This window comes from Paenarthrobacter sp. CAP02, from assembly GCF_040137855.1.
Lineage (GTDB): Bacteria > Actinomycetota > Actinomycetes > Actinomycetales > Micrococcaceae > Arthrobacter.
The window spans coordinates 278,739-299,002 of the sequence record NZ_JBEEII010000001.1 but is presented as its reverse complement, the minus strand read 5'-3'; the positions used below and the strand labels follow the sequence as shown (position 1 = coordinate 299,002).

Here is a 20,264-nt window from a genome sequence, read left to right as displayed (position 1 = left end):
GAACCAGTAATGAAACTTGCCACCTTGCGCACGGCAAACGGAGGTACGACGGCGGCACTCGCCACGGGCGCCGACTCTTACCTGGCGCTTCCGGCCAGCGACGTGGGCGCACTCCTGGGCCAGGCCAACTGGCGGGCCGTGGTGGAAGCTGCGGACGGAGAGGCCATCAGCAACCCTGACTTCGCACCGCTGCTGCCCAACGCCGGCAAAGTCATCTGCTGCGGCCTCAACTACGGGGACCACATCCAGGAGATGGGCCGTGAACTCCCCGAGTTCCCCACCCTGTTCGCCAAGTACGCGGACACCCTGGTGGGTGCTACCGACGCTGTAGAAGTCCAAGGCAGCGGCCGCGTCGACTGGGAAGCCGAGCTCGCCGTCGTCGTTGGCTCTGAACTGTTCCACGCCGATGAGGACCAAGCCCGGCAGGGCATCGCCGGATATACGGTGGCGAACGACGTCTCCATGCGCGACTGGCAGAACCGGACGCTGCAGTGGTTCCAGGGCAAGGCGTGGGACCGTACGACTCCCGTCGGTCCGGTCATGGTCACCACGGACGAAGCCGGAGAGCATTTCCAGGTCCGCGGCTACGTCAACGGGGAACTGGTGCAGGACGGGAACACCAGAACGCTGGTCTTTGGCCCCGCGCAGTTGCTCTCCTACATTTCACAGTTCACCATCCTGCGTCCCGGCGACCTGGTGCTCACGGGAACGCCCGGGGGAGTGGGTATGGGGATGACCCCGCCGCGCTTCCTGGCGGACGGCGACACCCTGATGACCGAAATCGATGGAATCGGCCGGTTGGAGAACCAGTTCCGGATCCACGCACACGCTGAAGCAACCGTCTAACAACAAAGGAGAAATCCCATGAGCCAGACCACCACCGAATACCGCCTCGAAGGCGACAACTCCATCTACGCCCAGCCTGACGGCAAGGTAGTACCGGTCGTTACCCGCGCCGGTGCCGAGGACACCAACACCGCACAGTCAGGCGACTGCATCCGGGTTTCCGGCGTCAGCATCCAGCACACCCCGGCAACCAAGATCTGGTTCGGCCAGGTATCCAACACCCCCGGATACCGCTCCCTCCCGCACCACCACGGCGAGGCCGAGACCGGCGGCTACGTCCTCCGGGGCCACGGCCGCATCTACTTCGGCGAGAACTACTCCGAGTTCATCGACATGAAGGCCGGCGACTGGGTGTTCGTGCCGCCGTTCATGCCCCACGTCGAAGCCAACATGTCCATCACCGAAGAACTCGTCTGGTTGACGGCTCGCACGCCGGAAAACCTCGTGGTCAACCTCGAGGACGTCCCGGACGAGACCCTCGCTGACTACCGCCGGGCATAAGCAATGATCACTGGAACCCTGACGTCGGAAACCTTCCTTAAGGCCGTGGAGCTCACGCCCGTGGCCGCAGAGGTCTTCGACGAAGCGTATGAAGCAACCACCCAGTACGTGCCGTGGCCAAAAGCCTATGGTGGAGACATGGCGGCGCAGGCTGCGGCTGCGATGATGCGCTCGGTGGATGCTGACAGGCAACTCCACTCGATGCACAGCTACTTCATGCGCCCGGTGGATATCGGCTCCAGCGTCCGGTACGAGGTGGAGCGCTTGCGCGATGGGCGCGGGTACTCCACCAGGACAGTCCGCGGCTTCCAGAACGGCAAACCCGTCTACGCCGCCATGGGTTCCTTCCAGGTTCCCGAGGACGGTCCGGACTTCCAGCCCCAGGCTCCAGCCGCCGTCGAGCCTGAATCGCTGCGGACAGCAGCGGAGGCGCTGGACGGCGTGGACGGCAAGGCAGCTAAGTACTGGTCCACGGGCCGCAGCTTCGATATGAGGCATATTCCCGGCCCGGTATATATCGATCTGGAAGGCGGCTCCGTACCGCAGCAGGCCATTTGGGTGAAAGCCTTCGATGCCCTGCCTGACGACGCCGACCTGCACCGCACGGCTCTTGCCTACGTGTGCGATTACACCATCCTGGAGCCCCTGCTCCGGGTCAACGGGCTCAACTGGTCCAGCCCCGGACTCGCTACGGCGTCCCTGGACCACTCCATGTGGTTCCATCGGGACGGCCGCGCCGACGACTGGGTTCTCTACGCCCAGGACGCCATCTCCGGCCAGAGCAACAGGGGCCTCGCCATGGGCCGCTTCTTCGACCGGGAAGGAAGGCTCCTTGCCACGGTTGCCCAAGAAGGCATGATCCGGGCCGGCGCCTAACCAACTTCCCACTCCCCAACCATCGCTTCAACGACGCACCACTGAAAGGAACGGCCATGAGCATGACGCCATCGGCCCACGTGGACACGTTCACCCGCGACCACCTGCCGCCCGCCGACACCTGGCCGGCGCTTGAATTCACCCTCCCCGAACTTCAATACCCCGAGCGGCTCAACGCTGCGGCCGTGCTGATCGACGACGCTGTCGAACAGTACGGCCCGGACCGTCCCGCCCTGTGGACCCCGGAAGGAACAGTCTGGACCTATGGTCAGCTCCAGACCCGCTCCAACCAGGTCGCGCAGGTCCTCACGGAAGACCTTGGTGTCCTTCCCGGCAACCGTGTGCTGCTGCGTGGCCCCAACAACCCCTGGATCGTGGCGGCCTGGCTGGGTGTCCTGAAAGCCGGCGCGGTAGTGGTCACCACTATGCCCATGCTGCGCTCCACCGAGGTCTCCACGCTGATCCAGCTCACCAAGCCGGTGGTGGCTATTTCCGACTACCGGTTCGTGGACGAGCTCGCGATCGCCGCCGGGGATGACGTCACCGTCCTGACCTACGGAGCAGGCAACGGATTCGACGACGACGGCGACCTCGCCTCCCGTTGCGGGCATAAGAGTGGGAAGTTCACGGCTGTGGACACTGCTGCCGACGACGTTGCCCTGTTGGGTCCGACGTCGGGCACCACGGGTGTGCCGAAGGTGACCATGCACTTCCACCGGGACATCCTGGCCAATGCGGACACCTTCGCCCGCTACATCCTGCAGCCCACTGCCGAGGACGTGTTCGCGGGTTCGCCGCCGTTAGCCTTCACCTTTGGGCTGGGCGGACTGGTGGTGTTCCCGCTTCGGTTTGGTGCATCGTCGCTCCTGACCGAGAAGGCAGGGCCAGTGGAATTGGCTGAGCATGCCTCAAAGGCCGGTGCCACCATCCTGTTCACCGCCCCCACCGCCTATCGGGCCATCCTCAAGGAGAAGCGCGGGGACCTCCTGCGCAGCCTGCGCATTGCCGTTTCGGCCGGTGAGCACCTGTCCAAGGAAACCTGGGAAGCCGTACACCAGGCCACCGGGTTGCGTTTGGTCAATGGAATTGGTGCAACTGAAATGCTGCACGTTTTCATTTCCGCTGCCGGTGACGACATCCGCCCCGGGACCACGGGCCGTGCAGTACCGGGGTTCCGGGCGACCATCCTGGACAACGACGGCAACGAGGTTGGCCCGGGCAGCATCGGACGGCTGGCAGTGATTGGTCCCACGGGATGCCGCTACCTGGACGATCCCCGGCAGGCGAACTATGTGGTGAACGGCTGGAACGTCACAGGTGACACATTCGCCATGGACGCCGACGGGTACTTCACCTACCAGGCCCGCTCGGACAACATGATTGTGTCCTCCGGCTACAACATCGGAGCTCCGGAAGTCGAAACCGCCATCGACCAGCACCCGGACGTGGTGGAAAACGCGGTCATCGGGATTCCGGATGAGGAGCGCGGCAGCATCGTCTGCGCGTTTGTGGTCCTCCGCGACGGCGTCGAAGGAGACGCCGCCAAGCGCAAGGAAATCCAGGATTTCGTCAAGCAGACCATCGCCCCGTACAAGTACCCGCGCGATGTCCGTTTCGTCACCGAACTCCCGCGCAATCCCAGCGGAAAACTTCAGCACTTCAAGCTCCGCGACGGCTTCCTGAAGCCTGCGGCAAACGCGGACAAGAACGTACAACTTACCCCTGCCGGCCAGAGCCAGGCCTGAGAAGGAGCAACACCATGAAAATCGCAATCGTTGGAGGCGGCCCGGGCGGCCTGTACTTCGCAGCACTGATGAAGCAGCTGGATCCGTCCCACGACATCACCCTTTGGGAGCGCAACGCTGCCAGCGACACCTTCGGGTTCGGCGTCGTGTTTTCCGATGAGACACTGGGCGGCATCGGCAACGCCGATCCCGTGGTGGCTGAATACATGAGCCGTCGTTTTGCCCGCTGGTCGGACATCGACATCCACTTCGGCGGCGAGACGATCACCGTTGGCGGCCAGGGCTTCGCTGCCATGAGCCGCAAGGAACTCCTGGAGCTGCTGCAGCGCCGCTGCATCGAACTCAACGTGGACGTTCGGTTCAGCACGGTGGCTCCGCCGGTGGAAGAGCTCGAAGCCAACTACGATCTGGTCCTTGCGGCCGACGGCATCAACTCGCAGATCCGCGCCAAGTACGCCGACGCGTTCCAGCCGGATCTGGACCCCCGCAGCAACAAGTTCATGTGGCTCGGCACCAACCAGGTCTTTGAAGCCTTCAAGTTCTTCGTGAAGGAAACCGAGTGGGGCGTCATGCAGATCCATGGCTACCCGTACTCGGATGAGGGCTCCACCTTCATCGTGGAGATGCACCAGGATGTTTGGCACGCCGCCGGCTTTGACGAGACCGCCAACGAGGTCTTCCCTCCCGGTGTTTCCGACGAAAAGTCGATTGCCAAGATCCGCGAAATCTTCGCCGAAGAGCTGGACGGGTACGACGTCCTGACCAACAACTCCAAGTGGATCAACTTCACTACGGTCCGGAACCAGAGCTGGCGCAAAGACAACGTGGTGCTCCTGGGCGATGCCGCCCACACGGCACACTTCTCCATCGGCTCCGGCACCAAGCTGGCCATGGAAGATTCCCTCGCGTTGGCGGCCTGCCTGCACGAGCACGCGGATATCGAGGCCGCGCTGGAAGCCTACGAAACCGAACGCCGGCCCGTGGTGGCATCCACGCAGCGCGCAGCCCAAGCATCCCTGGAGTGGTTCGAGCGCATCGGCCAGTACAAGGACCAGGATCCCACCCAGTTCGCTTTCAACCTGCTCACCCGCAGCCGCCGCATCACCCAGGAAAACCTGCGTCTCCGCGACCCCGAATTCGCCGACGCCGTGGATCGGGACTTTGCCGAGTCCCAGGGACTCGCTGAGGTGGCTCCGGCCATGTTCCAGCCCTTCCGCATCGGGGAACTGGAGCTGAAGAACCGCATTGTGGTCTCCCCGATGGACATGTATTCAGCCACGGACGGCGTTCCCGGTGACTTCCACAAGGTCCACCTGGGCTCCAAGGCCCTGGGTGGTGCCGGGCTGGTCATGACCGAGATGGTCTGCGTCTCGGAAACCGGCCGGATCACCCCCGGCTGCACCGGCCTCTACACGGATGCCCAGCGCGATAGCTGGAAGGAGATCGTGGACTTCGTCCACGGTCGTTCCACCGCAAAGATCGGCGCGCAGTTGGGCCACTCCGGCCGCAAGGGCTCCACCAAGCTCATGTGGGAAGGCATCGACCAGCCGCTTGAGTCCGGCAACTGGACCGCCGTCGGCCCTTCTGCCTTGCCGTACAGCGCCGAAAACCAGACCCCCGTTGAACTGGATCGTACCGGGATGGACGCCATTAAGGCCGAGTTCGTCGCTTCTGCCGTCCGTGCCGAGGAAGCCGGCTTCGACCTCCTTGAAATCCACGCAGCCCACGGCTACCTGCTCTCTTCGTTCCTTTCGCCGGTGTCCAACAAGCGGACCGACGAATACGGCGGCAGCCTGGAGAACCGGCTGCGGTTCCCGCTGGAAGTGTTCGACGCCGTTCGCGCGGTGTGGCCTGCCGGCAAGCCGGTGACGGTACGCATCTCCGCGACCGACTGGATCGACGGCGGCAACACCTCCGATGATTCCGTGGCGATCGCGAAGGCCTTCGTTGAGCACGGTGCCGCCGGCCTGGATGTCTCCACCGGCCAGGTCGCCAAGGAAGAGAAGCCTGCCTTCGGGCGCAGCTACCAGACCCCGTTCGCCGACCGCATCCGTCAGGAAGTCGCCGCTCCGGCAGGCGTGGCAGTGATCGCCGTCGGCGCCATCTCCAGCTACGACGACGTCAACTCCATCCTCCTGGCCGGCCGTGCGGACCTCATCGCGCTCGGCCGTACGCATCTCTACGATCCCCAGTGGACCCTGCACGCTGCGGCTGAACAGGAATACCAGGGCCCGGGCGCCCAGTGGATCCCGCAGTTCCGCGCCGGACGCCGCAAACCGCCGAGCTCACGCACCGACGCCGTCCGTCCGCGCCTGTCGCTGCTCAAGGAAGTAGACATTGAAGAGTCCTCCACACACCTTCGTTGGACTCCCCGGTCCGACGCAGCATCGGTCCTGGTGAAGTAGTCATGGCAACCGCACCCGTCAATGACTGGAATGTACCCACCAAAACAACCGGCCTGGTGTTGTTCTGCTGCTGGATCGCGATCCTCGCCGAGGGATACGACGTCGGTGTCCTGGGCGCGGTGCTCCCGGCCCTGGCTGAGTACAAGGAATGGAACCTCTCGCCGTTGGCACTGGGTGGATTAGGGTCATATGCCTTGATCGGCATGCTTATTGGAGCGCTCTTCATCGGCACCCTGAGTGACCTGGTGGGCCGCAAGAGGATGCTGTTGGCTTCCATGGTCATCTTCACGCTCACCCAGGCGGGCGCAGCGTGGGCACCTACGCCGGAACTGTTCGGCCTGTTCCGCCTGATCGGCGGGCTGGGCATGGGCGGCGTGATCCCCGTGGCTGCGGCCCTGACCATTGAGTACTCGGCCCCGAACAAGCGCTCCTTCAACTACGGGCTCATGTACTCCGGTTATTCACTGGGGATCGTAGTGGCGGCCCTTGCTGCCTTGTTCGTGCTGCCGATCGGTGGGTGGCGTGCAGTAATCGCCATCGGGGCCGCGCCCGTGGTGCTGCTCCCGATCATCTGGAAGTTCCTCCCCGAGTCCCTCGAATACCTTGAGTCCAAGGGGCGATCGCCTGAGGCCAAGGCTTTGGCCGCCAAACTGCAGATCTCCGACTACCGGCCGGTGGTTCCTGCCGCTCCTGTGGCCGGCGCCCAGGCGGACCCGTGGTGGAAGACGATCACCACGATGTTCTCCCGGAAGTACCTGCGTTCCACCGTCTTCTTCTGGATCTCCCTGTTCCTGGGCCTGCTGCTGGTTTACGGCCTGAACACGTGGCTGCCCAGCATCATGAAGAAGGCCGGTTACGACCTCGGCTCGTCGCTGACATTCCTGCTGGTCTTCAGTCTGGCTTCCGCGATCGGTGGCCTGCTTCTGGGCCGGGCCGCGGACAAGTACGGCAAGAAGCTCATCCTGGTGGTGTTCTACATTCTGGGCGGCCTGGGCATCATGCTGTTGGTCTTCCCCAACACCATGGTGGTCAACCTGCTCTTCGTGGCCTTCGCTGGTATTGGATCAATCTCAACCTCACTGGTTCTGACCGGCTACATCGCCGATTACTACCCGGCGAAGGTCCGTGGAACGGCTACCGGCTGGGCGTTGAGCTTCGCCCGCCTTGGTGCCATCTCGGGACCGTTGATCGGTGGCTGGATTGCCGGCTCAAAGCTGCCTTTCGAGGCTAACTTCGCGATCTTCGCCGGTATCGCGGTGCTGGCGGCCGGTGCGGTGGCGTTGATTCCCAAGCCACAACCTGAGGTGCCGGTATCCGCCGTCGACGTCGATCCTGACGACGCAGCAGTAAGCGCCCGGTAGGAGCATCGTGGACAGGTTTCCGGAGGCGTGCATCGAGCGAACGGTGGAATGGGTGGACACCGACGCCTCCGGACACCAGCACAACTCGGCCATCCTGCGCTGGGTGGAAGCCGCCGAAGCTGAACTCTTCCGGTCCCTGGACCTGCCGGACTATTTCCCCAGCGCGCCCAGGGTCCAGCAAGTCATCAACTACAAAGCCAAGCTGTGGTTCGGCCAGCGCATCACCGCAACGGTGAAGATCAGCGCGCTGGGGCGCACCTCGCTCACCATGGCATTCGAGGTGACGTCCGACGGCGGTGACGTGGCGGCTTTCGGTACGGTCACCACCGTCCACGTACCCAGCGGAGCCACCTCAGCGGAGCCGTGGCCGGAGCACTTCGTCCGCAGGATCACCGCGCGAGATGGCACCTAATGACAATGCCAGGGCCTGGGATTGTCATTAAGTGCCGTCTCGGCGGGGGATTTGGGAGCCCTTAGCGGAGACCCTTCAGGATGTTCTTGGGCCGCTGCATCTCACCATGCTTGGCGCCAAGGATGATCACCCAGGCAGCGAATGCGGGGATGGCCCACTGCAGTGCCTTCAGCTGGGTCTGGGCTGACTTGAGTTCATCGGAAGCGCCTGCGCGGGGCTCGGTGGCTCCTTCTGCGCCCTCTTCGGAGAGCTCATCGACCTTCTTGCCAACAACGCCCGCGTAGAGGGTGACGGCAGCTCCGGCCAATGTCACCACGGTCTTGTAGATGGTGTTGGAGGCGACGCTGTCCTGCTTCGCGATCCTGCCCTTGTTCTCCCATGCGATTGCCAGGTCTGAGGCGAGGTGTCCGGCGAAGGCTGCTGTCTGCACAGGAGCCCACTTGCCCCAGCCCTTGCTCGACAACCGGGTACGCTCCGTGGGATCTTTGGCTTCCGCAGCGGCCCCATTCAGCCCAATGGCCCCCATCAATGAGCCGCCGAACCAGGCCGCGGCCGTAAGGTCGTGAATGGAGCGTGCTACCAGGTTTCCTGCCATGATGTGCTTCCTATCGTTTGAACGGAAAGGTCGCTCCGGGGCAGTAACAGCCCTGGAACAGCGTCCGTCCATAGTAAGCATGCTTAGTATGGCTCGGCTAGTCTCGGGCGAGGTGCGGCGCGGACCTATGATGAACTGGACTGGCGCCCAATGCGGGGCGCGGAAATGAGGATCCTTCCGATGTTCGCCGTCCCGGCACCCCCGGTGCGCCACCAACAGCTGCTCGTTACCATTTTTGGGCTCTATGGTCGGAACGCAGGTGATGCCCTGCCGGTGTCCGCTCTGATTTCCATGTTGGGCTCGCTCGGTTACGACGCTCCGGGCGTGAGGTCCTCCGTCTCCAGGCTCAAGGCAAAAGGCGTGCTGAAGAGCGTTCGCGAAGGAGGGATTGCCAAATACAAAATCTCGGAGTCGGTCAGCGACGTGTTCCGCGAAGGTGACCGCCGGATCTTTGCCCCCGAGCAGCCTGCGCCCGTGGATACCTGGGTGCTGGCCGTGTTCTCGGTGCCTGAGTCCATGCGGAACCGGCGGCATCAACTGCGTTCAGCATTGTCTGGCTTGGGCTTCGGCTCCGTAGCCAACGGCGTGTGGATTGCGCCGGCCCACAAGCTCGAGCAGGCCAAGGAGCGTCTCACTGCCAGTGGTTTGATCGAGTTTGTGGACCTGTTCCGGAGCGATTACGTCTTTGACGGACCCATGCGTCCCAAAATCTCGGAGTGGTGGGACCTCAAGGAACTCGATGAACAGTTCACCGAGTTCCTTGGACTCTATGGGGACGCGGAGCAGCAATGGATTGAGCGCGTGGGCGAGGACCCGAACGTTGCCCTGGCCCACTCCACAGAGGAGTTGCGGCGTGACGCGTTCCGCTACTACATCCCCATGCTGACCATGTGGCGCCGGTTTCCGTACCGGGACCCGAACCTGCCGACGGACTACCTGCCGCCCGAATGGCACGGCCCGGCCGTCCGCAGGACCTTCCAGGCCGTGCATCGCCTGGCCGCGCCCTTGGCTGCCGCCCACGCGCACGAGATCATCGCCGAAGCGCTGGACCCGGCAGCGGCCTGACTATTCGCTGGTTCCTATTCGCTGGTTCGCGGTGCGTCGATGAGGCCGAACACCTCTCCCTGTGGACCCCGCACCACGGCCATGCGTCCCAGCGGGCTGTCCGTGACCGGTTCCAGGAGTGTCGCACCCAGTTCCACAGCCCGGGTGGCAGAGCCCTCCACAAAGTCGCTGGCGAACCAGGTCATCCAAAGGTTGGGTGTGGTCCCGGAGAGCCCGGTGTCATGGTGGACCCCTGCTACTTCGCGGCCATCCAGCGGCCTGCGCATAGTGGAGTAGACCAAGCCATCCTCCGTGACGTCCTGGTAGCTGACGTCGAAGACTCCGGAGTAGAAAGCGCGGGCCGCTGCGTAGTCGCGGGTATGGAGCTCGTTCCAGCACAGTGCGCCGTGCTCGTTGACCCGCTCCGCGCCGATGTGGTTGCCTGCCTGCCAGACTCCGAACACTGCGCCGGCGCTGTCCACGGCCAAGGCCATGCGGCCGGAGTCCATGACGTCGAACGGCTGCGCAATCAGCTGTCCACCCGCGGCACTGATCTTCTTCGCGGTGACGTCAACATCATCCGATGCGAGGAACGTTGTCCACGTGGTGGGCATGGACGGATCCTGCTTGGGGCCCAGTCCTGCCACGGCACGCCCGCCAACACAGGCCAGGACATAGCCGCCCGCGTCCTGGCCGCCGGAGATGAAATCCCAGCCAAAAAGGCCCGAATAGAAGGACTTCGCCGCTTTGGGATCATTTGCGCCGAGGTCCACCCACATGGGGGTTGCTGCAGGCCAGCTCGAGATTCGTGTGGACATGGGACTCCTCGCGTAGGGGCTTTCAGGGCGAAGCTGCCTCCCCGTAAGCCCATGCGCCGGGCCTGACGGAGAGGCAGCCACCCATAATGTGCGCGCCGACGCCGGTTCGTGACACCGTTTCGCCGTCCTTTTTTTCGGCCTCCAGGGACGAATTTGCCGGAACCAAAAGCACCCATGACAAAGGCGGCGGGCAAGCATCAGCCGCTTGCCCGCCGTCGTGCGTAAACCGGATTTAGACGGTGCGGGTTGCCTTGGCGAGGTTCTCGCGGAGTTCGTCCGCATTCTGCCGTATGACGTAGGCGGGGCGGTCGCGCTCGACGCGCCAGCTGTCTTCCAGCCGGCCGATGTTGACGGTGTCGAAGCCGAATTCGTCGTAGAGCTTGGTGACAAGTTCTGCGGCTTCGGGGAAGTCGCTGGCGGTGGCCAGGGCGCGGCGGTTCGGCGTCCCGGCGGGGGTGCCGTCAGTGGTGATGTCCTTGGCAAAGATGTGGTTGAAGCCCTTGGCTACCTTGGAGGTGGGGAGGTGCTTCTGGAGAAGGCCTGATGTGGTTGCTTCGCCGTTGTCCAGCTCGGGGATACGGCCGTCGCGCTCCCAGTAGTAGTTGTTCGTGTCGATGACGACCTTGCCCTCAAGCGGCTCCGTGGGGATGCTCTGGTAGTTCTTCAAGGGAACGGTCACGACGGCGAAATCGCCTGCCGCTGCTGCTTCGGCTGCCGTGGCGGCCCGGGCCCTCGGCCCAAGTTCCGCGACCAGATCGCCCAGCGTCTCGGGACCCCGCGAGTTGCTGATCACGACGTCGTAGCCCAGTTCCACGGCCTTGCGTGCAACCTGGCTGCCAATGTGTCCTGCACCGATGATTCCAATTGTTGTCATGTCGGTGCCAACAAGATGTTGCAGGCGCGTATTTCCCGCGTTACGCCACATTTCTTAGGTGGCCTATACTAAGTAGTCTTACTATGCATTTCATCGATGGCGAGGAGGTTGGCGTGGCCGGGCACTTGGAGATGGTTGAAACGCCCGATGGGGGATATCGGATTCTGATGGTGGACGGCAGTGACGTCCTCATGGGCCTCTCAAAGCGGTTCTCTTCGATGGATGAGGCGGTGGAAGGCGTGGAGGCCATCCGGGAAGTGGCCGGCACTGGCCTGCTGCGGCAAGCCTCATCTGAGAGGTACGCGGTACTGATGTTGGAAGAGCCTGTCATTGATTCGGCACTCGCTGCGCAAGGTACCCACACGGCGTCGGAAGTGGTGGGTTGTGGCAGCTAAGGTGAAGTCCCAAAAGAAGCGCGCAGTCCTCTTTGATGTGGACGGTACGCTGATCGATTCCAGCTACTTCCATGCAATGGCCTGGTGGCAGGCGTTCAGGCGCGAAGGGCTGGACATCGAAGTGTCGGCCATCCACCGCCGCGTAGGCATGGGAGGCGACAAGCTGATCCAGAGCCTGGTCCCGGATTGCACCGACGAAATGCAGGAAGACTTGAAGTCGGCCCACGGTGCCGTGTTCTCGACGTTCTGGCCGACGCTCCGGCCCTTCGATTCCGCGCGTGACCTTCTGGCGGCATGCTCCGACGCCGGTCTTGCGGTCGGATTGGCATCATCGGCGCAGCAACGCGACCTCGACGTAAGCCGCCACCTCCTCGACGCAGGCTCATCCATCGACGCATGGACCAGCTCCAACGACGCCGAGGAAAGCAAGCCCGCCCCGGACATCCTGGTGGCCTGCCTGGAGAAGCTCGGCGTGGACCCGGAGGACGCCGTCTTTGTTGGCGACGCCGTGTGGGACGTGAAGGCCGGCGCTGCGATCGGGGTGCCGGTGGTTGCCCTGACCTGCGGTGGAATCAGCGAAGCGGAACTGCGGGACGCAGGAGCCGCGGAAGTCTATGACAATCCGCAGCACCTGCTGGAGCACTTGGAGACGAGCCTTATTGGCAAGTTGAGCGGCCGGGCCAGCTGATCGACGGGCCAGCTGACCGCTAGGGTCACCTGACCGTCACGGGGCGCCTGGCTCCTTGGGCGAGGCGCCCCGCCCGGTTACCGGCCGTCGTCGTGCTGGATGCCTTTGTCCCGACCGCGGCGGTTCCGCAGCGTCCAGATGATGAGCGCGATGATGATGACGGCGGCTACCCCAGCGAGGACCCACGGAACGACGTCTGTCCGGGTTTGCTGTTGCTGGCCGGTTTCGCTGGTGCCGGGGTTGGCCGGGCCTGTGCCCGCTGGGTTTGGAGCGTCGGATGTTGGCTCCGCCGTGGGGGTTGCGGTGGAAGGGCCGGAGGGGTTGCTCGGCTCGGGCGATGGGCTCTGTGTGGTTGCGGCAACGCTGCCCTGAAGGCTTGTGGCCGCGCCAGCGGCTCCGGCAGTGGAGGCGGCGGTGCCGACGAAAAGGGTCACTGCCAAGGCGGTCATAGCTACTCTACGAAGCATCTTCTTCTCCTGGGGTAGGCCTGTTCCTAAATCCTCGTAGTAGTAAGCATACTGACTAAATCGCAGACCGAGGGTACCGGGTGTCGCCCGTTCAGATCCGGGCGACACCCAACCCGCGGTCCTAGCGGTTCAATTTGTCGGTATCCGGTTCCGGGTCGCCGATGTGGCCCGGTGCGTTGGCGGCAAGGACACGCTGCACGAACGCGCTGTACTCCTCCATGTAGTGCCGCAGGAGGCCTGCGGTGCCTTCGTCCTTAACGGAACCGTCGTCGTCGTAAGCGTCTGCGACAAAACGGATGTACGCCTCCGGTGCGTTCAACTGCGGTGCATCCAGGAAGCTCAGCACGCTCCGCATGGACGACTGCATCACCGCAGTGCCGATGCCGCCCGGCGACGCTCCGATGATTCCGGTGGGCTTCCGGGCGAAGGAATTGGTGCCCCACGGGCGCGAGCCCCAGTCGATGGCGTTCTTCAGCGCGCCCGGAATGGAGCGGTTGTACTCCGGCGAGACGAACAGGATGCCGTCCGAGGCCGCGATGGCATCCTTCAACGCCTTGCCGGCGGGCGGAAAGTCGGCGTCGTAGTCGGAGCTGTAGAGGGGGAGGTCCTTGATTTCGATCTCATGGAATTCCAGCTCGGGCGGCGCCACGCTGATCAGCGCCTTGGAGAGGGTTCGGTTGATGGAGGTGCTTGAAAGACTTCCTACGAAATAGCCGATTTTGAACGTGTCCATAGCGGCGTTCCTTCCCGACGGCACGGCCGGAACCGGCTCGTCGACGGTGTGGTGGCTGGTTGCCACCAGCTTCCACCGACCCTAGTGGACTTGTGCACATAGCGCAGCCCCCTACTCCCGCCCGGACCCTTGCGGTCATAGACTCATGCCAACTGGTTTCTGGCGAGTTCCGGAGAGGGGTGGCGTTGAAAGCAGGGATTGGGCGCGAGAGGCTCGACGGTGAGCGGCGGGTGGCCGCTACGCCGGAAACGGTCAAGCAGTTGGCGGGCCTTGGACTCGACCTTGAGATCGAGTCAGGCGCCGGCGCTGCCTCCGGCCACAGCGACGACGACTACCGGGCCGCCGGAGCGGCCGTCGTCCAGGCCCTGGACCTTGGGACACTCGACATCTACTGCCACGTGCGCCCCATGGACCCGACGACGGCGGGCTCCCTCCAGCGTGGTGCGGTCACCGTGGGACTGGGGTCGCCGTCGTCGGAGTTGCCAACCGTAAGGGCCCTCGCCGCCGGCGGCATCACATCGTTCGCCCTCGAGCTGGTGCCCCGGATTTCGCGGGCCCAGTCTATGGATGCACTGACTTCCCAGGCCCTCGTGGCCGGGTACCGGTGCGTGCTCGAGGCAGCAATGCGTTTGCCCCGGTTCTTCCCGCTCTACATGACGGCGGCCGGAACCATTCCGCCGGCCCGGGTGCTGGTCCTTGGAGCTGGCGTGGCTGGACTGCAGGCAATCGGGACAGCCAAAAGGCTTGGCGCCCGCGTCTCAGCAAACGACATCCGGCCCGCGTCAGCAGACGAAGTAGCGTCCATGGGCGGAACGTTCATCAAGCTGGACCTTGAAACGGCGGAAGCCTCGGGTGGCTACGCCCGGGAACTGAGCGCCGACAGGGGAGCCCTGCAACGCGCGCTCCTTGCTCCACACGTTGCCCAGGCCGACGTCCTGATTACTACTGCAGCTGTTCCCGGAAGGCGGGCTCCACTTTTGGTGAGCCGCGAGATGGTCCAGGGCATGCGGCCCGGGTCGGTCGTGATTGACCTGGCGGCAGAGTCCGGAGGCAACGTGGAAGGGAGTATTCCGGGGCAGGATATCCCCGTCCCCACTGGCGACGGGCAGGGCACGGTAACCCTGGTGGGAATCAAGGATCCAGCCTCCGCCATGCCCGCGGACGCCTCGCGCTTGTACGCCAAGAACGTGGCCAACCTTTTGGCGCTCATGACGAGTGAGGGCGTGGTTTCACCCGACTTCTCCGACGAAGTGGTGGCGGGGGCGTGCCTGACCCACGACGGCACCATCCGGCACGGCCCCACCGCGGAAGCTCTTGCAGCACTTTCCCCCGGATCTGAAGGAGCCCTTTGATGGACGGCATGAGCCTGTTGACGATCACGGTCCTGGCTGTCTTTGTGGGCTTCGAGGTTGTTTCCAAAGTTTCCAGCACCCTTCACACGCCCCTCATGTCCGGGGCGAACGCCATTCACGGCATCATTCTGGTGGGTGCCATCATCGTCGCCGGGCAGGCTTCTGATCCGTGGATCCTGGCGGTCGGCCTGCTGGCTGTCGTCCTTGCCACGGCCAACCTGGTGGGTGGGTTCGTGGTGACCGACCGCATGCTGGAGATGTTCCGGGGAAGGCAGCGGCCGCCGTCGAGCGTTGATGCCGGGCAAGCCACGGGCAGGGAGGGGCATCGGTGACCCTCCTCAGCCCCACTTGGACTGCGCTGCTGTATCTCGCAGCGGCCGCCTGCTTCATCCTTGCCCTGAAGGGGCTGAGCTCGCCGAAGAGCGCACGAAGGGGCAACCTGATCGGTGCGTTCGGAGCCGTTGTGGCCGTGGTGGCGGTGTTCTTGTCCGTGAAGCTGGACAACATTCCCTGGATCCTGGGCGCGATAGTGGTGGGTGCCGGTGTTGCTGCCCCCGTGGCGCGCAGGGTGCAGATGACCCAAATGCCGCAACTCGTGGCCCTGTTCAACGGTGTAGGTGGTGGTGCGGCGGCCCTGGTTGCCCTGCTGGAACTGCCGCATACGGAGGATGCCTGGGTTCGCTTGGCCATCGTGTTCACCCTGTTGGTGGGTGCTGTGTCTTTCGCGGGTTCGGCGATCACCTTCGCCAAGCTGCAAGGGCTCATGACCACACGGCCCGTGACGTTTCCCGGGCTGCCGGTCCTCATGGCTGTGGTGCTCCTGGCCGCCGTCGCGGCCGGTGCGGTGGTCATCGCCAGCGGCGCGCCGGGTTGGGCCCTGGTGCTGCTGGTCCTCGGGCTCGGAGCCGGCGTCCTCCTGGTGCTGCCGGTGGGTGGCGCTGACGTGCCGATTGTCATCTCGCTCCTGAATGCCTTTACTGGCCTGGCTGTCGCGGCGTCGGGCCTGGTGCTGGGGAACGTCCTCCTGGTCGTTGCCGGAACACTGGTGGGAGCGTCCGGCACCATCCTTACCCGCGCCATGGCATCGGCCATGGGACGCAGTGTTGCCGGCATCATGTTCGGTGCCTTCAAAGGTGGCTCCACCGCCGGTTCCACCGCACTCAGCGAACGGCCGGTCCGCTCCTCCAGCGCGGAGGACATCGCAGTGCTGCTCGGCTACGCGCAGCGTGTGATCATTGTTCCCGGGTACGGACTCGCCGTCGCGCAGGGGCAGCACACCGCGGCGGAACTTGCCTTGGCTTTGGAGGCCCGGGGGATCGACGTCGACTTCGCGATCCACCCTGTTGCCGGGCGCATGCCCGGACACATGAATGTGCTCCTCGCCGAGGCCAACGTTCCCTATGAGTCGCTGAAGGAAATGTCGGACATCAACTCCGAGTTCAAAACCACGGACGTCGCGCTGGTGGTGGGTGCCAACGACGTCGTGAACCCCGCGGCTAAGACCACGTCCGGATCGCCTATTTATGGAATGCCCATCCTGGAGGTGGCCGACGCCCGGCAGGTGGTGTTCCTGAAACGCTCCATGAGGCCGGGGTTCGCAGGCGTCGAAAATGAGTTGCTCTATGAACCGCAGACCACGTTGCTGTTCGGGGACGCGAAAGACTCGCTGACCAAGGTGTTGGGCGCCGTAAAAGCACTCTGATGAATGCGGACAGCATAAACGCGTCATTTATGCGCCGTTGATGGCACACGTCATGTACAGGAACTGTGTACACCAGGCTAGGAGTCATCGAGTGAAAGACCGTGGGAACGAATCGTTGTTTGGATCACGCCTCGAAACGGCGCGGGGAAAGCGGGTGTCCAACTGGAAACTGCTGGTGGGCCAGGCCGTCCAGATCTGGCGTGGGAACGAGATCGTTGACCAGGGCCAGGTGGAGGCCGTCACGGCTGACGGCAACGTCCTGTGGCTGACCCAACGGGGAGCGATCGGACGCCGGATGGTCACGAAGGAGCGGGGCGCGGGCCTCTGGGTCCAGCTCATGAACTGACCCCAGAGGCTCGCCCCGTGCGCTCGCCGTCGGGTATTCCGGGCCGTCCGTCCTCGCCCTAAGCTGGGCGTACCAGCCCAAAGCCTTAACTGAGAGGTTGCGACATGACCGTGAAACTCAACAAGAAGGCCTTCGAGCACGCCAAGGCCCTGATCCGTGATGGCAAGGTGGCCAAGGACACCCGGGACGACTGGAGTGAGCATGCCCCCTCAACCAAGGACGAGAATGCGTTCCTGGACAAGCATGGCCATGCCGAGTACTCCAAGTGGTTCCTCGGTGTCGACGACGAACACCCGGATGACCAAAAGGGCCACTACAAGTTCCCCATCGGAGACTTCACAAAGATCCACCGCTGCGGTGTCATCGCCGCCGAAAGCCGCGCCGGCCAGAACGATTACGATGACATCCGCGATGCCCTGGGAAAGTTGCTGGACCGGATCGACAAGGACTAGCCGGCAAGCAACCTGCCCCATGCGGGGTCAAGCAGCGGCGCGCCGGCCAGCCTCAGGGCGTGCCAGAGGGTGACCGCCACGGAATCGAGAACGGGTACTCCGGTGCGGGCCTCCACCTCCGCCGTGATGTTTGCGCCGTAGAGGTTGGTGACCGTCGTTAGCGGCTGTAGCTGCGGGTGCCCTGCTCGCGTGAGTGATTCTTGAGGTGGCTGGCGAGAGCGTCGCCGTGGGTCAACTGCGGGTGGTGCCCGGCGCCCGGCACCACAATCAGCTCGACGTTGGGAAGGGACTTGAGCTGCCCGGACGCATCGGCGGCGAGCGGGTCCTCGCTTCCCGTGATGATCCGGACCTGGCCGCTGAACCGCCCCAGGGCGTCCTGGAGTTCGCTGCGCCACTGCTTGGATCCCGTCAGGGCGAGATGCTGGGCCACCCTCGTGGCACTGCTTCGCTTGAGGTCGGCCATGCTGGATCGGAGGGCATCCGAGCTCGCATCCGTGCCGGTGAGTTGCTGTGACAACCTTGCCGGTCCGACGCGTCGCAGGAAGAAGCTGACCAGCGGCCGAAGTCTGGACAACGCGGGTGTCGCCCTCTGGAGGAAGAACGGCGCGATCAACGTGAGGGACCGGACCTTCTCAGGCGCCAGGTCTGCTGCGACCACTGCTGCAGCGGCACCGATCGAATGGCCGATAAGGTCCACGGGTTCCCCTTCCAGCAGGGCGGGCAGCCACCCTTGCCAGTCCTGAACGCCCGCTCCTCCGCTGAGTCCGAGTCCGGGAAGGTCCACGACGCGTGCCCCGATGTCAGCTGCCACTCCGGCCCACGTGTCTGCGTTGACCGGCAGGCCGGGAAGGATCAGCCTGGTGGACCCGGCGACGCCCAGTTCGAATGTCCGTATGCCGCCGACGTCCACGAACCTACGGTCCTTGGCCATGATGGCCCCAAACCGATGCGCGGCCAGGTAATCGGCCCACCGTTCCACGGACAGCAGCACGTCCGGCATCCGGATTCCGTGTTTGTCGGCGAAATCGATTGCCGACTGCGTTGGATAGCGGTCGGAGGACATGAAGGTAAGCGTCTCGGGATCTGCCTTGGTGATCCGCTCGGGGAGCCGCCTGATGACCCCAACCGGCAGCCTTAGCCGTGGGACCTTCGCGCCAAGATGCCGGCCGACATGCGTGAGCAGGTCCGCCAGTGGCGGGGTGGCGTCGTCGAGAATCCAATAGGCGTTGCCCGCAGCAGCCGGGTCGACCGCGGCAGCCGTCATGAAAGCCGCAAGATAGTCGACCGTAACGACCGGGAGGAACGTCGTTTCGCCTCCTGGCAACGCCGCAACGCTGCCTTCCCAGATCTGTTCGATGGTGGTGGGCAGCCCGATGAGTTGGTCGGATTCCCCGGTCACGCTGTCGCCGATCAGGCTGGACGGGTTGACGACTGTCCAGGGGATTCCGCGTTCCATGGCCAGGGCCTGGAAGATCGCGTCGGATTCCACCTTTGAGGCTTCGTAGGCTCCAAGTTCCTTGTAGGCCGCAGCGCGGTAATCCTCTGACCATGGAATGGTGGTTGGGTCCTGTCCGCCGACGCGGTAGCCCGACACATGGACGACGCGCTGCACTTTGGGGAGATCCGCGGCGAAGTCCATCAGCTTCTCGACGATGCCGACGTTCGCGCTGCGTGCCTCGTGGGCGGTCATTCCGAACCGGTAGGTCCCGGCGCAGTTGTGGATCTCGGTGACGTCCGGGAATGCCGAGGGGCCTCCAGTGACGATCCCGGGGGACTCGAAATCGACGATCGTCGTGTTGATGCTCCGTGTCAGGCCGTGCTCCCGCACCCATCGCTCGACACGGGCGCCGGACTCGGCGGTCCGTACAGCCGCCGTGACGTTCGCGCCAGCCAGGGCCAGGGCCAGGACGAGATGCCTGCCAACCAATCCGGAGGCCCCGAAGACCAGGGCGTGGCGGGGGTCTTCAAGTGTTGTCATCGGGTCCTCCCAGTGGTCCCGAGGCGGTGGTTGATGAGCTCTGCTACGACATCAGCGGCCGAAGCCAGGGGTTGGGTGTCCTGCATGGCGCGGGAGACGATCACCGCACCTTCGATCGTCGACACAATGACCGTCGCCAAGGACCGCGCCTCCTTTGCGTCAATGCCGCTTGCTTCGAGCAGCGCGGACGTCGGTACGATCCACGACTCGAAGGCAGTGGCACATGCCTGCCGCAGCCGCTCGCTCTCAGCGCCCATCTCCAAGGTGACGACGGAGACAGGGCAGCCCAGTTGGAAGTTGCTCCCGCTGACGATCGTCGCCAAAGCCTCAATGGCGGCGCGGGCAGCTTCAGCCGGGCCGCCCGCGGAAGATGCCGCCTCCGCGATCAGGGCTTGGAATTGCGTCGCGGCGAGGTCGACCGCTGCGACTCCCAGGTCCTCCTTCCCGCCGGGGAAGTGGAAGTAGACAGACCCCTTGGGTGCGGCGGCGTGTTCGATCACAGCGTTCAGGCCGGTGCCGCTGTAGCCGCTGGTCTGGATGAGCTGCAGCATGGACTCTGTAAGCCGTGCCTTCGTCAGGTTTCCTTTGATAGCCATAGGGAAATAATAGACCGGTCTATATATTTTTGTAAATCCGCGAAGCCCCACGCAAAAACCCGGCCCCCTCGTGTGAGG

General features: G+C 64.1%; 22 protein-coding genes. 15 read left to right on the top strand and 7 right to left on the bottom strand.

Annotation, left to right across the window (positions count from 1 at the left end; genetic code table 11):
* Positions 1 to 9 precede the first annotated feature (9 nt).
* Genes ABHM97_RS01525 through ABHM97_RS01495 form a run of 7 tightly spaced genes read left to right on the top strand, consistent with a single transcriptional unit; the run spans position 10 to position 8,146 of the window.
* Positions 10 to 846 (top strand): fumarylacetoacetate hydrolase family protein, encoded by an 837-nt coding sequence (locus tag ABHM97_RS01525; RefSeq protein WP_235518378.1) that lies wholly within the window; start codon positions 10 to 12, stop codon positions 844 to 846.
* Between the two features lie 18 nt (positions 847 to 864).
* Entirely contained in the window at positions 865 to 1,347 is a 483-nt protein-coding gene (locus ABHM97_RS01520) for a cupin domain-containing protein (protein ID WP_235518381.1), read from the top strand.
* Between the two features lie 3 nt (positions 1,348 to 1,350).
* The gene (locus tag ABHM97_RS01515; RefSeq protein WP_349469326.1) at positions 1,351 to 2,223 is read left to right on the top strand and encodes an acyl-CoA thioesterase; all 873 of its coding nucleotides are present in this window, start codon (positions 1,351 to 1,353) and stop codon (positions 2,221 to 2,223) included.
* Between the two features lie 56 nt (positions 2,224 to 2,279).
* Positions 2,280 to 3,968: an AMP-binding protein gene (locus tag ABHM97_RS01510; protein WP_349469325.1), complete on the top strand. Its 1,689-nt coding sequence runs from the start codon at positions 2,280 to 2,282 to the stop codon at positions 3,966 to 3,968.
* A 14-nt stretch (positions 3,969 to 3,982) separates the two neighbouring features.
* Positions 3,983 to 6,373: a bifunctional salicylyl-CoA 5-hydroxylase/oxidoreductase gene (locus ABHM97_RS01505; RefSeq protein WP_349469324.1), complete on the top strand. Its 2,391-nt coding sequence runs from the start codon at positions 3,983 to 3,985 to the stop codon at positions 6,371 to 6,373.
* Between the two features lie 2 nt (positions 6,374 to 6,375).
* Complete coding sequence (locus ABHM97_RS01500; protein ID WP_349469323.1) at positions 6,376 to 7,734, top strand: MFS transporter; 1,359 nt, start codon at positions 6,376 to 6,378, stop codon at positions 7,732 to 7,734.
* Positions 7,735 to 7,741: 7 nt separating this feature from the next.
* The gene (locus ABHM97_RS01495) at positions 7,742 to 8,146 is read left to right on the top strand and encodes an acyl-CoA thioesterase (protein ID WP_349469322.1); all 405 of its coding nucleotides are present in this window, start codon (positions 7,742 to 7,744) and stop codon (positions 8,144 to 8,146) included.
* Positions 8,147 to 8,207: 61 nt separating this feature from the next.
* Here ABHM97_RS01495 and ABHM97_RS01490 read toward each other — a convergent pair whose 3' ends face one another.
* Positions 8,208 to 8,741: an ABC transporter permease family protein gene (locus ABHM97_RS01490; protein WP_235518411.1), complete on the bottom strand. Its 534-nt coding sequence runs from the start codon at positions 8,739 to 8,741 to the stop codon at positions 8,208 to 8,210.
* A gap of 165 nt (positions 8,742 to 8,906) precedes the next feature.
* On the opposite strand from ABHM97_RS01490, the gene ABHM97_RS01485 reads away from it, so the two are divergent.
* The gene (locus ABHM97_RS01485) at positions 8,907 to 9,806 is read left to right on the top strand and encodes a PaaX family transcriptional regulator (RefSeq protein WP_349469321.1); all 900 of its coding nucleotides are present in this window, start codon (positions 8,907 to 8,909) and stop codon (positions 9,804 to 9,806) included.
* Positions 9,807 to 9,820: 14 nt separating this feature from the next.
* On the opposite strand, the gene ABHM97_RS01480 is transcribed toward ABHM97_RS01485, so the two are convergent.
* Together ABHM97_RS01480 and ABHM97_RS01475 are read right to left on the bottom strand one after the other, a co-directional pair.
* Complete coding sequence (locus tag ABHM97_RS01480; RefSeq protein WP_349469320.1) at positions 9,821 to 10,603, bottom strand: VOC family protein; 783 nt, start codon at positions 10,601 to 10,603, stop codon at positions 9,821 to 9,823.
* A gap of 232 nt (positions 10,604 to 10,835) precedes the next feature.
* The gene (locus tag ABHM97_RS01475; RefSeq protein ID WP_349469319.1) at positions 10,836 to 11,477 is read right to left on the bottom strand and encodes an NADPH-dependent F420 reductase; all 642 of its coding nucleotides are present in this window, start codon (positions 11,475 to 11,477) and stop codon (positions 10,836 to 10,838) included.
* A gap of 83 nt (positions 11,478 to 11,560) precedes the next feature.
* Here ABHM97_RS01475 and ABHM97_RS01470 point away from each other — a divergent pair, with 83 nt between their 5' ends.
* Together ABHM97_RS01470 and ABHM97_RS01465 are read left to right on the top strand one after the other, a co-directional pair.
* Positions 11,561 to 11,872, top strand: a complete 312-nt coding sequence (locus ABHM97_RS01470) for a hypothetical protein (protein WP_349469318.1) — start codon at positions 11,561 to 11,563, stop codon at positions 11,870 to 11,872.
* A 1-nt stretch (position 11,873) separates the two neighbouring features.
* The gene (locus tag ABHM97_RS01465; protein ID WP_349469317.1) at positions 11,874 to 12,560 is read left to right on the top strand and encodes an HAD family hydrolase; all 687 of its coding nucleotides are present in this window, start codon (positions 11,874 to 11,876) and stop codon (positions 12,558 to 12,560) included.
* Positions 12,561 to 12,637: 77 nt separating this feature from the next.
* Here the strand turns inward: ABHM97_RS01465 and ABHM97_RS01460 are convergent, their stop codons facing one another.
* Positions 12,638 to 13,027, bottom strand: a complete 390-nt coding sequence (locus tag ABHM97_RS01460; RefSeq protein WP_235518435.1) for a hypothetical protein — start codon at positions 13,025 to 13,027, stop codon at positions 12,638 to 12,640.
* A 121-nt stretch (positions 13,028 to 13,148) separates the two neighbouring features.
* Positions 13,149 to 13,760, bottom strand: a complete 612-nt coding sequence (locus ABHM97_RS01455; RefSeq protein ID WP_235518437.1) for an NADPH-dependent FMN reductase — start codon at positions 13,758 to 13,760, stop codon at positions 13,149 to 13,151.
* Positions 13,761 to 13,945: 185 nt separating this feature from the next.
* Between ABHM97_RS01455 and ABHM97_RS01450 the strand changes: the two genes are divergently transcribed.
* The 5 genes from ABHM97_RS01450 to ABHM97_RS01430 all read left to right on the top strand — a co-directional run bounded on the left by ABHM97_RS01450 (position 13,946) and on the right by ABHM97_RS01430 (position 17,612).
* Entirely contained in the window at positions 13,946 to 15,112 is a 1,167-nt protein-coding gene (locus ABHM97_RS01450) for a Re/Si-specific NAD(P)(+) transhydrogenase subunit alpha (protein ID WP_349469316.1), read from the top strand.
* Positions 15,112 to 15,444: an NAD(P) transhydrogenase subunit alpha part 2 gene (locus ABHM97_RS01445; protein WP_349469315.1), complete on the top strand. Its 333-nt coding sequence runs from the start codon at positions 15,112 to 15,114 to the stop codon at positions 15,442 to 15,444. The genes ABHM97_RS01450 and ABHM97_RS01445 overlap by 1 nt, the downstream gene beginning before the upstream one ends.
* The gene (locus ABHM97_RS01440; protein WP_349469313.1) at positions 15,441 to 16,814 is read left to right on the top strand and encodes an NAD(P)(+) transhydrogenase (Re/Si-specific) subunit beta; all 1,374 of its coding nucleotides are present in this window, start codon (positions 15,441 to 15,443) and stop codon (positions 16,812 to 16,814) included. Before ABHM97_RS01445 ends, ABHM97_RS01440 begins: the two co-directional genes overlap by 4 nt.
* Before the next feature lie 91 nt (positions 16,815 to 16,905).
* On the top strand, positions 16,906 to 17,160 hold the full coding sequence (locus ABHM97_RS01435; RefSeq protein WP_349469311.1) for a hypothetical protein: 255 nt from the start codon (positions 16,906 to 16,908) through the stop codon (positions 17,158 to 17,160).
* A 104-nt stretch (positions 17,161 to 17,264) separates the two neighbouring features.
* Complete coding sequence (locus tag ABHM97_RS01430; protein WP_235518452.1) at positions 17,265 to 17,612, top strand: hypothetical protein; 348 nt, start codon at positions 17,265 to 17,267, stop codon at positions 17,610 to 17,612.
* 157 nt (positions 17,613 to 17,769) lie between these two features.
* Here ABHM97_RS01430 and ABHM97_RS01425 read toward each other — a convergent pair whose 3' ends face one another.
* Positions 17,770 to 19,590, bottom strand: a complete 1,821-nt coding sequence (locus tag ABHM97_RS01425; RefSeq protein ID WP_349469310.1) for an alpha/beta fold hydrolase — start codon at positions 19,588 to 19,590, stop codon at positions 17,770 to 17,772.
* Positions 19,587 to 20,186, bottom strand: a complete 600-nt coding sequence (locus ABHM97_RS01420; protein WP_349469309.1) for a TetR/AcrR family transcriptional regulator — start codon at positions 20,184 to 20,186, stop codon at positions 19,587 to 19,589. Before ABHM97_RS01420 ends, ABHM97_RS01425 begins: the two co-directional genes overlap by 4 nt.
* Between the last annotated feature and the right edge of the window lie 78 nt (positions 20,187 to 20,264).